The sequence below is a fragment of the Streptomyces caelestis genome (assembly GCF_001279005.1).
GTDB classification, from domain to species: Bacteria; Actinomycetota; Actinomycetes; order Streptomycetales; family Streptomycetaceae; genus Streptomyces; species Streptomyces heliomycini.
The window spans coordinates 1-12,540 of the sequence record NZ_LGCN01000216.1; the positions used below are offsets into that span (position 1 = coordinate 1).

At 69.4% G+C, this 12,540-nt stretch carries 9 protein-coding genes and 2 pseudogenes; 3 read left to right on the forward strand and 8 right to left on the reverse strand.

Translation table 11 applies throughout. The features are described from left to right. Nucleotides 1-277 precede the first annotated feature (277 nt). A pseudogene (locus ADK41_RS41110) lies at nt 278-415 on the reverse strand (IS5/IS1182 family transposase); the annotation flags it as partial. A 439-nt stretch (nt 416-854) separates the two neighbouring features. Here ADK41_RS41110 and ADK41_RS25810 point away from each other — a divergent pair. After that, entirely contained in the window at nt 855-1,658 is an 804-nt protein-coding gene (locus ADK41_RS25810; RefSeq protein ID WP_199821896.1) for a class I SAM-dependent methyltransferase, read from the forward strand. 427 nt (nt 1,659-2,085) lie between these two features. Here the strand turns inward: ADK41_RS25810 and ADK41_RS25815 are convergent, their stop codons facing one another. Together ADK41_RS25815 and ADK41_RS39760 are read right to left on the reverse strand one after the other, a co-directional pair. Continuing rightward, a complete protein-coding gene (locus tag ADK41_RS25815) occupies nt 2,086-3,615 on the reverse strand; it encodes a UDP-N-acetylglucosamine 1-carboxyvinyltransferase (RefSeq protein ID WP_030832978.1) in 1,530 nt (509 codons plus the stop codon). A 64-nt stretch (nt 3,616-3,679) separates the two neighbouring features. After that, nucleotides 3,680-3,877, reverse strand: a complete 198-nt coding sequence (locus ADK41_RS39760; protein ID WP_078662101.1) for a DUF4236 domain-containing protein — start codon at nt 3,875-3,877, stop codon at nt 3,680-3,682. A 300-nt stretch (nt 3,878-4,177) separates the two neighbouring features. On the opposite strand from ADK41_RS39760, the gene acnA reads away from it, so the two are divergent. Together acnA and ADK41_RS25825 are read left to right on the forward strand one after the other, a co-directional pair. Next, nucleotides 4,178-6,901, forward strand: a complete 2,724-nt coding sequence (gene acnA, locus ADK41_RS25820) for an aconitate hydratase AcnA (RefSeq protein WP_030832976.1) — start codon at nt 4,178-4,180, stop codon at nt 6,899-6,901. Nucleotides 6,902-7,208: 307 nt separating this feature from the next. After that, a complete protein-coding gene (locus ADK41_RS25825) occupies nt 7,209-8,207 on the forward strand; it encodes a lytic polysaccharide monooxygenase (RefSeq protein ID WP_051843453.1) in 999 nt (332 codons plus the stop codon). A gap of 114 nt (nt 8,208-8,321) precedes the next feature. Here the strand turns inward: ADK41_RS25825 and ADK41_RS25830 are convergent, their stop codons facing one another. The 5 genes and pseudogenes from ADK41_RS25830 to ADK41_RS25850 form a co-directional block, all read right to left on the reverse strand. Next, nucleotides 8,322-8,756 carry a VOC family protein gene (locus ADK41_RS25830; protein WP_030832986.1) on the reverse strand — a complete coding sequence of 145 codons (435 nt, stop codon included), beginning with the start codon at nt 8,754-8,756 and terminating at the stop codon, nt 8,322-8,324. Nucleotides 8,757-8,939: 183 nt separating this feature from the next. Further along, nucleotides 8,940-9,869 (reverse strand): annotated as a pseudogene (locus tag ADK41_RS25835) (alpha-glucuronidase); the annotation flags it as partial. Between the two features lie 113 nt (nt 9,870-9,982). After that, nucleotides 9,983-11,152, reverse strand: coding sequence for a GNAT family N-acetyltransferase (locus tag ADK41_RS25840; protein ID WP_030832971.1), 1,170 nt, complete (start codon nt 11,150-11,152; stop codon nt 9,983-9,985). A gap of 9 nt (nt 11,153-11,161) precedes the next feature. Further along, nucleotides 11,162-11,692 carry a MaoC family dehydratase gene (locus ADK41_RS25845; RefSeq protein WP_030832968.1) on the reverse strand — a complete coding sequence of 177 codons (531 nt, stop codon included), beginning with the start codon at nt 11,690-11,692 and terminating at the stop codon, nt 11,162-11,164. Beyond that, entirely contained in the window at nt 11,689-12,534 is an 846-nt protein-coding gene (locus ADK41_RS25850) for an HpcH/HpaI aldolase/citrate lyase family protein (RefSeq protein WP_030832965.1), read from the reverse strand. Before ADK41_RS25850 ends, ADK41_RS25845 begins: the two co-directional genes overlap by 4 nt. Nucleotides 12,535-12,540 lie beyond the last annotated feature (6 nt).

Genomic DNA, 12,540 nt, shown 5'->3' on the forward strand with positions numbered 1-12,540 from the left:
ACGAGCGCAAAGGCAGCCACTTCCTGGCCTTCCTCGGACTCGCAGCGGTCCTGACCTGCTACAAGAAACTCGCAAAGTTCACCACGTGAGACAAGCTCTAAGGCCCTTTCTGCAAGCAATTCTCATAGCCCGATCCCCTCGCAAGGGCGGGGCGTCGTTGCCATCGCCGACCAAGGCGGATGGGCCGGCCGCTCCCGCTCGATGCTCGGCTACATGCAGGTCGAGGACGGCTGGGACGACAACGCCTCGGCCGGGCTTACCTCTCAGTGAGTCGTTTTCATCTTGAATATGTGCAGGTCAGCAGGGTATGAACGGCCTGGACTGCCGTGCCGATGCGGTGGGTGGAACAGCGGGCCCGCCGCAGTAGCCGCCACGTCTTGAGTTGAGCGAAGGCGCGTTCGCCGGGAGCTCTCAGTACGTGCGGCGGGAAGGCGCCGCCACCGCGTTCCGATCTCCTGCCGCCGGGCTGTCAGTTGTCCGGTCAGGAACCGCAGGGTGCGGCTGGACAGATCAATCGAGGACGGGTAGACAAGCACGCGAAGCTCCTGGCGGATAAGGGTGATCTTGGTCGAGAACCCGTCTACCAGGAGCTTCGTCGTTGCGCAGGGCAGCCCAACTCGCGGTCAGACACCGCAGCTTGAAAAGGGCTCACTGTCCCCATCGTGGCCGATGGGGCGCCGGTGGAGTGGGGACCTGCGTCGGTGCGGCGTGTCGCGGTTTCCCACGAAATCCGGTGGAGTCTGAGCGGCCGGAAGTGGTTGGGTCCTGCTCAATGCTTCGCTGACACGGCCCGGCACAGTGCGAGGCGCAAGGTCCGAGTCGCAGGCGCGGTCTAGCCCGCGTGGCGTCGAGTGATGGAGGTTATCGCGGTGGCTGGTTATGGGGCGCTTTCCGACGTATACGAGTGGCTGATCGGGGACGACAGGTTGACCCCCGCCAAGGCAGCCGCGGTTTATTACAGCGATGTCGTGGGCTCTCTGCCGCCCAACGCGCGCGTCCTCGACTGCGCGTGTGGAACCGGCCAGCTCGCCGTCGGTCTCGCGAGTCTTGGCCTTGACGTGGTCGCCGCAGACGCCAGCAGTGGGATGGTTCGCCGGACAGAGAAGGCCGCCGACGAGAAGGGCGTCTCGCTTCGAGCCCTCCGCGCGAGCTGGGACGAGCTGCCCGACCACCTGGAGGACTCCACGTTCGATCTGGTGTTCTGCGTCGGCAACTCGCTCGGGCACGCCGAGGGCGCAGCCGGGCGCCTGATCGCACTGGAAGCGATGTCGCGGTTGCTGAATCCGGGCGGACGCCTTGTGCTCCACTCGCGCAACTGGGAGCTCGTGCGCTCCGCCGGCTCACGGGTAGACGTCCGCGATCGACTCATCCGCCGCAACGACCGCGATGCGGTCGTCAGCTACTACTGGCAGATCGAGCAGCGCTGGGAGCAGGAACACTTCCTCGAGATCGTGGTCGCCCAGATCGAGCCGGATGGGGCAGTGCGAGCCTGCTCGGAGCGGTTGTCCATCTGGCCCTACCGGTACGAGGACCTCGTGGCGCAGTTGCGGAGCGTCGGGCTCACGGTGCAGTCCACCACCTTCGACCCCGAGAGTGATGGATACCTGGTGGTCGCCAGCCGCGACCAGGCGCGAGGCACGTCGGAGCCGGCGCGCTGATCCGCCTTTCGTCGTTGTCGTTGCCGACCTGCCGGCTCGCGACCGCCTGCAGCGCTTCGCGAAGTGTTCAGCGCTTGAAGCGGTTGCTGCGGGTGCGGTCCTCACCCTGTATCTGACCTGCTCAAGCTGAGGTTGGAAACAGCTCACTGATGCAAGGTCACGCTGACCAATGCAAGATCACGTGCAGCTTGGAGCCGACTTATGCAAAAGTCCACCGCTCAGGACAGTAACCCTCCGTGCAGGCTGACGGCCATTCGGATATTTCTGACGTATCGTTAATGATTTAAGATCATCTTGCGCATGCGTTGCACAAGACGCCGAAAAGCAACATTGATCAGCGAAGGGCCCTGAAGGTAGGCATTCGCAGGTCAGATGGCACGTTGCGGTGTTGTGCCCCTTGCCTCCAAGGGGCACAACACCCCGCCGGTCAGATGTCCCGGAAGATCTCGATCTGCGCCCCGATCGAGTTCAGCCGCTCCGCCAGGTCCTCGTAGCCCCGGTTGATGACGTACACGTTGCGCAGGACCGACGTGCCCTCCGCGGCCATCATCGCCAGCAGGACGACCACGGCCGGGCGCAGCGCCGGCGGGCACATCATCTCCGCGGCGCGCCAGCGGGTCGGGCCCTCGACCAGGACGCGGTGCGGGTCGAGGAGCTGGAGGCGGCCGCCGAGGCGGTTGAGGTCGGTCAGGTAGATGGCGCGGTTGTCGTAGACCCAGTCGTGGATGAGGGTCTTGCCCTGGGCCGTCGCCGCGATCGCCGCGAAGAACGGGACATTGTCGATGTTCAGGCCGGGGAACGGCATCGGGTGGATCTTGTCGATCGGCGCCTCCAGCTTGGAGGGACGGACGGTGAGGTCCACCAGGCGCGTGCGGCCGTTGTCGGCGAAGTACTCGGGGGAGCGGTCGTGGTCGAGGCCCATCTCCTCCAGGACCGCCAGCTCGATCTCCAGGAACTCGATCGGGACCCGGCGGACCGTCAGCTCGGACTCCGTCACCACGGCCGCGGCCACCAGGCTCATCGCCTCGACCGGGTCCTCGGAGGGGGAGTAGTCGACGTCGACGTCGATGGTGGGCACGCCGTGCACGGTGAGCGTGGTGGTGCCGATGCCGTCGACCTTGACGCCGAGGGCCTCCAGGAAGAAGCACAGGTCCTGGACCATGTAGTTGGAGGACGCGTTGCGGATGACGGTGGTGCCGTCGTGGCGCGCGGCGGCCAGCAGCGCGTTCTCGGTGACGGTGTCCCCGCGCTCGGTCAGCACGATCGGACGGTCGGGGGCGACGGAGCGGTCGACCACCGCGTGGTACTGGCCCTCGGTCGCGGCGATGTCCAGGCCGAACCGGCGCAGCGCGATCATGTGCGGCTCGACGGTGCGCGTACCGAGGTCGCAGCCGCCGGCGTACGGCAGCATGAAGCGGTCCAGGCGGTGCAGCAGCGGGCCGAGGAACATGATGATGGAGCGGGTGCGGCGGGCGGCGTCCGCGTCGATGGCCGCGAGGTCCAGCTCGGCCGGCGGCACGATCTCCAGGTCGACGCCGTCGTTGATCCAGCGGGTGCGCACGCCGATGGAGTTCAGCACCTCCAGGAGGCGGTAGACCTCCTCGATGCGGGCGACGCGGCGCAGCACGGTGCGCCCCTTGTTGAGCAGCGAGGCGCACAGCAGTGCCACGCACGCGTTCTTGCTCGTCTTCACGTCGATGGCGCCGGAGAGCCGGCGGCCGCCCACCACGCGCAGGTGCATCGGACCGGCGTAGCCCAGCGAGACGATCTCGCTGTCCAGCGCCTCGCCGATCCGGGCGATCATCTCAAGACTGATGTTCTGGTTGCCGCGCTCGATCCGATTGACGGCGCTCTGGCTGGTGTTGAGCGCCTCGGCGAGCTGGGCCTGCGTCCACCCGCGGTGCTGACGGGCGTCACGGATGAGCTTGCCGATGCGTACGAGGTAGTCGTCTGACATGAGGATGAGGTTATCTCAGATATGAGATGGCACATCCTGAGGGGTCCATTCGGGTGACGTGATGTCAGTGTCCCCCGGTGCGGCGGGTCCGGCGCCATCCGAAAGGTCCCGGCAAATCCATCGATGTCGTACGACGCCCCGTGCTGCTGTGGGTGTACCGGGGGCCGTTCCTGCCGCCGGTGGTGAGGGACCACGACCGTTTGTTGATGTTCAGCCGCACCCCCGGAAGGATGCGGAAGCTCTTGCGGAACGTGAGCGGCATGCCTGTACTCCTTTCCGTCCGGAACTGACTCCGTCTCAGTCGGTTACCCCGTCCGGGCGCGGTGATGGCATGCGGCGGCCGTCCCGTGGCGGGGCGGGGCAGAGTGGGGCGCGCCGGGTCCGGGCATGACCATTCCGCCCTCGTGTATTAGAGTTATCTCGACATCGAGATATCTGCCGAGGCGCACCGCAGCCGCCACCCTGGTAAGGGATGCCTAACTTAGCCTTACCTCAGCGGATCGGCCAGGGCGGCGTGGCGGCAGGATGCGGTGGTACGCGCACATCAATGAAGGAGACTGTCGTGTCGGCGAACAGCTTCGACGCCCGCAGCACGCTGCAGGTGGGCGACGAGTCGTACGAGATCTTCCGGCTGGACAAGGTCGAGGGCTCCGCGCGCCTTCCCTACAGCCTGAAGGTGCTGCTGGAGAACCTGCTCCGCACCGAGGACGGCGCGAACATCACCGCCGACCACATCCGCGCCCTCGGCGGCTGGGACTCCCAGGCCCAGCCGTCGCAGGAGATCCAGTTCACGCCGGCCCGCGTGATCATGCAGGACTTCACCGGCGTGCCCTGTGTCGTGGACCTCGCCACCATGCGCGAGGCCGTCAAGGAGCTCGGCGGCGACCCGAACAAGATCAACCCGCTCTCCCCGGCCGAGATGGTCATCGACCACTCCGTCATCGCCGACAAGTTCGGCACCAACGACGCCTTCAAGCAGAACGTCGACCTGGAGTACGGCCGCAACCGCGAGCGCTACCAGTTCCTGCGCTGGGGCCAGACCGCCTTCGACGACTTCAAGGTCGTCCCGCCCGGCACCGGCATCGTCCACCAGGTGAACATCGAGCACCTGGCCCGCGTGGTGATGGTCCGCGACGGCAAGGCCTACCCGGACACCCTGGTCGGCACCGACTCGCACACCACCATGGTCAACGGCCTCGGCGTCCTCGGCTGGGGCGTCGGCGGCATCGAGGCCGAGGCCGCCATGCTGGGCCAGCCGGTCTCCATGCTGATCCCGCGCGTCGTCGGCTTCAAGCTGACCGGTGAGCTCAAGCCCGGCACCACCGCCACCGACCTGGTGCTCACCATCACCGAGATGCTGCGCAAGCACGGCGTCGTCGGCAAGTTCGTCGAGTTCTACGGCGAGGGCGTGGCCGCCACCTCCCTGGCCAACCGCGCCACCATCGGCAACATGTCGCCGGAGTTCGGCTCCACCGCCGCGATCTTCCCGATCGACGACGAGACGCTGAGCTACCTGCGCCTGACCGGCCGCTCCGAGCAGCAGGTCGCCCTCGTCGAGGCGTACGCCAAGGAGCAGGGCCTCTGGCTGGACCCGAAGGCCGAGCCGGACTTCTCCGAGAAGCTCGAGCTGGACCTGTCCACGGTCGTCCCGTCGATCGCCGGCCCGAAGCGCCCGCAGGACCGCATCGTCCTCGCCGACGCCAAGGCCCAGTTCACCCAGGACGTGCGCAACTACGTCAAGGACGGCGGCGACGTCGACGAGGCGAGCAAGGAGTCCTTCCCGGCCTCCGACGCCCCGGCCATCTCCAACGGCGCCCCCTCCCACCCGGTCGAGGTCACCGCCCCCGACGGCACGACCTACACGCTCGACCACGGTGCGGTGACGGTCGCGGCCATCACCTCCTGCACCAACACCTCCAACCCGTACGTCATGGTCGCCGCCGCGCTGGTGGCCAAGAAGGCGGTGGAGAAGGGCCTGACCCGCAAGCCGTGGGTCAAGACCACCCTCGCCCCGGGCTCCAAGGTCGTCACCGACTACTTCGAGAAGGCGGGCCTGACCCCCTACCTCGACAAGGTCGGCTTCAACCTCGTCGGCTACGGCTGCACCACCTGCATCGGCAACTCCGGCCCGCTGCCGGAGGAGGTCTCCAAGGCGGTCAACGAGCACGACCTGGCCGTCACCTCGGTGCTCTCCGGCAACCGCAACTTCGAGGGCCGGATCAACCCCGACGTCAAGATGAACTACCTGGCGTCCCCGCCGCTGGTCGTCGCCTACGCGATCGCCGGTTCCATGACGGTGGACATCACCCGCGAGGCCCTCGGGTACGACCAGGACAACAACCCGGTCTTCCTGAAGGACATCTGGCCCTCCGAGGCCGAGGTCAACGACGTCGTGGCGAACGCCATCGGCGAGGACATGTTCTCCAAGTCCTACGCCGACGTCTTCGCCGGCGACGCCCAGTGGCAGGCGCTGCCCGTCCCGACCGGCGACACCTTCGAGTGGGACGGCGAGTCCACCTACGTGCGCAAGCCCCCGTACTTCGAGGGCATGGGCATGGAACCGGCCCCGGTCGAGGACATCTCCGGCGCCCGCGTGCTCGCCAAGCTGGGCGACTCGGTCACCACCGACCACATCTCCCCGGCCGGCGCCATCAAGGCCGACACCCCGGCCGGTCAGTACCTCACGGAGCACGGCATCGAGCGCCGCGACTTCAACAGCTACGGCTCGCGCCGCGGCAACCACGAGGTCATGATCCGCGGCACGTTCGCCAACATCCGCCTGCGCAACCAGATCGCGCCGGGCACCGAGGGCGGCTACACCCGCGACTTCACCCAGGACGGCGGTCCGGTGTCGTTCATCTACGACGCCTCCCGCAACTACATCGAGCAGGGCATCCCGCTGGTCGTCCTGGCCGGCAAGGAGTACGGCTCCGGCTCGTCCCGCGACTGGGCCGCCAAGGGCACCGCGCTGCTCGGCGTCAAGGCCGTCATCGCCGAGTCGTACGAGCGCATCCACCGCTCGAACCTCATCGGCATGGGCGTCCTGCCGCTGCAGTTCCCGGCGGGCCACACCGCCGAGTCCCTCGGTCTGACCGGCGAGGAGACCTTCTCCGTCTCCGGCGTCACCGAGCTCAACGAGGGCACCACCCCGCGCACGGTGAAGGTCACCACCGACACCGGCGTCGAGTTCGACGCGGTCGTCCGCATCGACACCCCCGGTGAGGCCGACTACTACCGCAACGGCGGCATCCTGCAGTACGTGCTGCGCAGCCTGATCCGCAAGTAAGGGGTCCGGCAGGGAGGTTGAGGGCCGTATCCCCGGCGCCGGGGGTACGGCCCTCGCCGTTGGCCGCCGCCGTCGCCACGGCCCTCGCCACGGTCGCCGTCGCGCGCCGGGTCCTCGCCGGGCGGCGGAGGCGACGGTGCGGAAACCGTTTACAACCGGACCGCCCGGCGCTACGGTCCCCTCACGGACGAGGTGGGAGCGCTCCCATTCTTCGGTGGACCGGAACCCGCCGCCGGGAGACTCCCGCCTCGTCCCCTTCACGCATCCCTGCGTCATCCGTCCACCCCACGTTGCGGACAGGTGTGTCATGACCACAACAATCCGAGAGGGCGGAGCGGCTTCCCGACCAGTCCTCCCCACCCGCACCCGAGCCCTCTTCCTCGCCCTGGTCTCCCTGCTCGCCACCGTCCCGGCCATCGGCCTGGTCGTGACGGCGGGCAGTGAGGCAGAAGCCCACGGCACCCCCATGAAGCCGGGCAGCCGCACCTTCCTGTACCGGCAGGACGCACTGACCGGCACCGGCGAGATCAAGCCGGTCAACCCCGCCTGCACGGCCGCCGCACGGGCCGGCGGCGCCACCCCCTTCTCCGACCGGTTCTCCGTCCCGCGCTCCGACGGCGCCGTCCGCATTCGCCGCTTCGTGCCCGACGGGCAGCTGTGCGGCGGCGGGAACACCCGCTTCACCGGCTTCGACACACCCGGCGCCGACCGGCCGCTCACCCACCTCACCGCGGGCGCGACCGTCGACTTCTCCTGCAACACCCTGGACGCGCACCCCGGTTGGCTCCACGTCCACGCCACCGAGGACGGCTTCGACCCGACGCGCGCCCTCACCTGGGCCGACCAGGAGGAGCAGCCCTCCCTCTCCGTCGACCCCCCGCCGCTCCACGGCTCCCCGGACAGCCGGGAGACCTTCTCCTCCTGCTCGGACGTCGTCTTCGACGGCGGCCACGGCGAGGTGACCGGCATCAGGGAACCCGGCGCCCCGACCGGACCCGTCCCCGGTGCGTGCACCGCCACCCGCCGTACGACCGGGAGCTGGAACGGCGGCCACCGCTCCGAGGTGACCGTCACCGACAACGGCGACGTGCCGATGCTCGGCCGGATGGCCGACCGGACCCTCCCGGACGGCCGGCGGATCGACGGCCTGTGGGGCGGCGACGCCACCTACGACGGCCAGGACGTGACGGTCCACGACGCCGGCCGCGACGGCTCCCTCGGTCCGGGGAGGAGCACGACGTTCGGCCATGTGGTCTTCGGCCCGGGCGGTGACGCCGCGACGTCCCTGCCCTGCCGGGTCGGCTGACCGGCGAACGCGCCGAACGGGACGAGCCGTTCGCCCTCGACCCGCTCGGCGCGGCGGTCCCGCGCCTTTGGCGGACGGTCCGCCCCCGCCCGTCCGGCACGGGGGCGAGGACGCTCAGTCGAGACAGAACTCGTTGCCCTCGACGTCCTGCATCGTGATGCACGACTCCTCGTAGCCGTCGGCCACCAGTGTGCGCACGTGCACCGCGCCGAGCGCGACCAGGCGTGCGCACTCGGCCTGGAGCGCGGCGAGGCGTTCCTCCCCCACGAGCCCGGTGCCGACGCGCACGTCGAGGTGCACCCTGTTCTTGACGGCCTTGCCCTCGGGGACACGCTGGAAGAACAGCCGCGGGCCCACGCCCGAGGGGTCACCGCAGGCGAACGCCGCACCCCGCCGCTCGGGCGGCAGGGACCGGTCGAAGTCGTCCCATGTGGCGAACCCCTCCGGCGGGGGCGGTACGACGTACCCCAGCACCTCGCACCAGAAGCGGGCGACCCGCTCGGGGTCCGCGCAGTCGAAGGTGACCTGAAACTGTTTGACCGATGACATCGGCGCACCATAGCAGGGGAGTTCGCCGCTCGCTTCCCGGCGCGCCCCGGCTCCGGGCGCACGGCGGCGACGTCGGGTGACCGTCCGCCCCCGCTGGTCCGGCACCCCCGACTTAGTGCACCGTGTCGCCGTACGCGGCTCCAGCGCGGCGGCCGGCGCGTTCGCGCCGTCGGCGTGCGAGCGGCCGTACGCAAACGGGCCCGGCTGTCCCTCCGAGTCTGCCTTGACGACGTACCCGCCGAAGTCGCCGATCGCCTCGTACACCCGCCAGGTCGCCCCGGCTCACCAGGCGCGCACTGCCCCGTCCAGCGGGTCGGCGGTGGGCAGCCCGCCCAGCACCATCGGCGCGGCGAAGGTGACCGACAGATGCGTGCGGATGCCGTACGGGCGCAACACGTCGGCGATGGCGGCGACTTCACCGATCCGGTCGGTGAGGAGGTGTGCCTCGGCCCGGTGCACATTGACGTTGTTGACGGCGACGGCGTTGATCCCACAGGCCGCGAGCAGCCTGCCGTACGCCCATACCCGGTCCGGGTCCCCGCGCGCCCGTCCGTCGGTCCAGAACAGCGAACCGCCCGCGTAACCGCGCTCGACCTGGCCCATGACCGGGTGCACGGCCACGTTGTCCCAGTGGTCCAGCATGCGCGAGACGAACGCCGGACGGTGTTCCTCGCGGGCGCGCTCGCCGGCGAAGGCGTCCTCCCCGAGCCGTACGACGTGGAAGAAGCCGTGGAGCAGCCCTTGTTCGCCGGACGCGGTGACGGTCGTGGCGCCGTCCCGGCGCGTCAGCGCGAAGCCCTCGTCGTCCGGTCCGTCGGCCAGTTCGAGCACCAGTTCGGCGTCCTCGCCGCCGCCCCGCACGACCCGCTCGCCGAACCGCTCGTAGGCACTCGCCAGTTCGCCGTGCATTGTGTCCACCAACGGCCCGTCGGCGGCACGGAGCAGCGAACACCGGCTGCCGACCGCATGGAACGCGTCCGCCGGCAGCCAGGCCGCGTCGAAGCCGCCCGAGTACGTCACGCGTGCTCTCCCCCCTCGCCCTGGAAGCGCCGCCCGGAGAGCACCGGGCCGCTCCCATTCCGGGGTGCCGGTAAGAGCTCTGTCACCAGTCATGATCGATCGGTCAGCGTTTCGTTGCCACGGTCTTCCTGGGCTGACGCGGGACGGTGTTCGCCACGCTCAGCTTGCGCCGGAGCCCTGCTTGGCAGAGGGGATGCCCATGGCTGCTAGAAGTGGTCGGGTAGCCAGGGCTCGAGCTGTGCCGTGCTGCGGACGAGGGTCGCGAGTGCCTTCTCCGATACCGCGTGGACTCCGGCCATGCGGGCCGATACGGCGGACCGGTAGCCGCCGGCGTACCAGACCGCGAGCTGGCGCCGTGTGAAGGCCACTTGCGCCTCGACGTGGGTGGAGACGATCTCGGCCGCTCCGGCCTTGACCTGAAGCATCCATCGGTCCCACCCGCCGGTCTCGTTCTCGATCTCGATCGGTACGGTGGCGGCAAAGTCGGTGGGCCAGCCGCGGATCCGGACGGCCTCGGAGATGTCGAGGATGCGGAGCATCCAGGGGTGCCAGGCCTCGGCGGTGGTGCGGTGGTGGTGGAGTCCGTGCAGGAGGGTGGGGCAAGGGGGGAGGGTGCCGCGTCGGAAGGTGATGGTGCGGGCGCGAGTGTTGTGGCGGCCGAGGAAGGCGAGCAGGGCGGCGGCGGTGAGCTGGTCGGCGGCCCAGAAGTCGTGGACGGTCAGGCCCATGCCGTGACGCTCGTGCCGTTTGGTGGTGAGGCTGAGCAGTCCTGAGGTGGGATGGCCGGGCCGGGCGAAGCGGTAGGTGGTGAGGCTGCTCTTGTCCTGCTTCCACCGGGTCCACCAGGTGGGCCGGTGGACGGGGCCGTTCCACTGGCGGGCGAGGTTGCGTTGGAGGGTTTCGGCCTCATCGGTCAGCCCGTGCTCGACCTGGAAGTCTCCGCCGGTGAAGCTCCGCTTGAGGTCGTCGGTGGCCACGGTCCAGGCGAGGACGCCGGTGGGGGCTTCCCAGCCGAGGCGGCGGGCGTAACCGGTGGAGGAGGTCACGATCGCGGAGATCACTGCTCCGCGCTCGATCAGGGGGCGCAGTCGTTCGGTCGTCATGTCGGTGGCCAGGTGGTCGCCGCGTTCCTCGGGGGCCACGCAGCCGTCACCGAGGCAGGCACTGGGGACGGGAGCGCCGCCGAAGTACTGGTCGACGAGGAGACCGAGGCCGCCGGCGACGACCCGGCCGCCGCGGACAGCGACCCGGAGGTCGGCGTGCTCGCGCAGGTGGGTGATGTCACCGATCGGGTGGCCGTAGGAGCGGGTGGCGAGCTGGTCGTATTGCTCCCACAGGCCGTCATCGGCTGGGGCGAAGGTCAGCTGCTGGTTCATGGTCTGCCTTCAGTAGTGGACGGCGTCGCGGGCGGCGTCGGCGTCCAGGGGGACGAGGAAGGTGCGGATGAAGGCCAGGACGTTGGTGGTGTCCTGGTTGTGGGCGGTGGTGTGGCAGGTGATGACACCGGTGTCGGGACGGCTTTCGGATGCCCGGCGGGTGAGGATCTTCGTTTCGGCGTACAGGGTGTCGCCGATGTGGACGGGGGCGGTGAAGCGCACGTGGTCGACGGCGAGGTTGGCGGTGGTCAGGCCGCTGATGCTGCGGACGGTCATACCGGCCACGAGATTGAGGGTGACGCCGGAGCAGACCAGGATGCGGCCCCACCGGGTCTGGCTGCTGTAGTGGGCATCGGTGTGGATGGGGGCGACGTTGCCGCTCAGTGCGGCGCCGAGAAGGTTGTCGAGTTCGGTGACCGTCCGACCGGGCCGGTGCTCGATGATCAGGCCGGGGACGAGTTCGGGGTAGGAGAGGCCGACGCTCTCGCGGATCCGGTCCTCGCCGGTCCGGCGGTAGCCGTGGGGCATTCCGGGGGTCATGGCGAGCGGTCCGCTTCGGCGACGAGCGCGCGAGCCTTGTTGAAGAAGGGGGTGCCGCGCATCTGCCCGTTCACGGTGGTCACCGTTCCGCCGCTGGCGTCGGCGGCCGCGATGATGGCGCGGGCTTGGGCGATCTCCTCGGCGGTGGGTGTGAAGACGTCATTGATCACCTGCACGTGGCGGGGGTGGACGCAGCCCTTGCCGTGGAAACCGAGTTCCTTGGCCCGCTCGGCGTCGCGGCGCAGGATGGCGGGGTCGTCGAGGTCCCAGGTGGGAGCGTCGATGGCGGGGATGTTCGCGGCGCCGGCGGCGTTGACGAGGGCCGAACGGGCGTAAAGGAGGGCGTCCCAGCCCAGGCCGCAGCGGACGGAGGCGGCATAGTCGGCGGAGCCGAAAATGACGCCGCCGAGCCGGGGCGCGCGCATGATCTCAGGGAGGGCGTCGAAGGCACGGGGACTTTCGATCAGCGCCCAAATGCCGGGGATGTAGCCGTCGGCGTCGAGCGCTGCGGCGACGAGTTCGATGTCGCGGGACGCTTCCACCTTGGGGACCACGATCAGGTCGGGGCGGGCGGTGTAGGTGGCGAGGGCAACGAGGTCCTTGACGCCGTCGATCGTCGTGAGACTGTTCATCCGGATGCCGAGGGTGCACGGCGGGTCGGGGAGGGCGAAGAACGCTTCTGAGGCGGTTCGGGCGGTCTGCTTGTCGGAGCGGGCGACGGAGTCCTCGATGTCGACGACGGCGACCGCGGCGCCGGACTTTTGCGCGCCGGCGAAGCGGTCTCCGCGCAGGCCGGGGGTGATGATCCAGGCCCGTCCGGGCCGACGGCCGGTGTGAGTCACGGGGCG

What these genes read in the sequence shown, in the direction of transcription:
- ADK41_RS25825 (WP_051843453.1), top strand. Translation starts at nt 7,209, where the DNA reads ATGACCACAACAATCCGAGAGGGCGGAGCGGCTTCCCGACCAGTCCTC.
- ADK41_RS25810 (WP_199821896.1), top strand. Translation starts at nt 855, where the DNA reads ATGGAGGTTATCGCGGTGGCTGGTTATGGGGCGCTTTCCGACGTATAC.
- ADK41_RS39760 (WP_078662101.1), bottom strand. Translation starts at nt 3,877, where the DNA reads ATGCCGCTCACGTTCCGCAAGAGCTTCCGCATCCTTCCGGGGGTGCGG.
- ADK41_RS25840 (WP_030832971.1), bottom strand. Translation starts at nt 11,152, where the DNA reads ATGAACCAGCAGCTGACCTTCGCCCCAGCCGATGACGGCCTGTGGGAG.
- ADK41_RS25845 (WP_030832968.1), bottom strand. Translation starts at nt 11,692, where the DNA reads ATGACCCCCGGAATGCCCCACGGCTACCGCCGGACCGGCGAGGACCGG.
- ADK41_RS25830 (WP_030832986.1), bottom strand. Translation starts at nt 8,756, where the DNA reads ATGTCATCGGTCAAACAGTTTCAGGTCACCTTCGACTGCGCGGACCCC.
- ADK41_RS25815 (WP_030832978.1), bottom strand. Translation starts at nt 3,615, where the DNA reads ATGTCAGACGACTACCTCGTACGCATCGGCAAGCTCATCCGTGACGCC.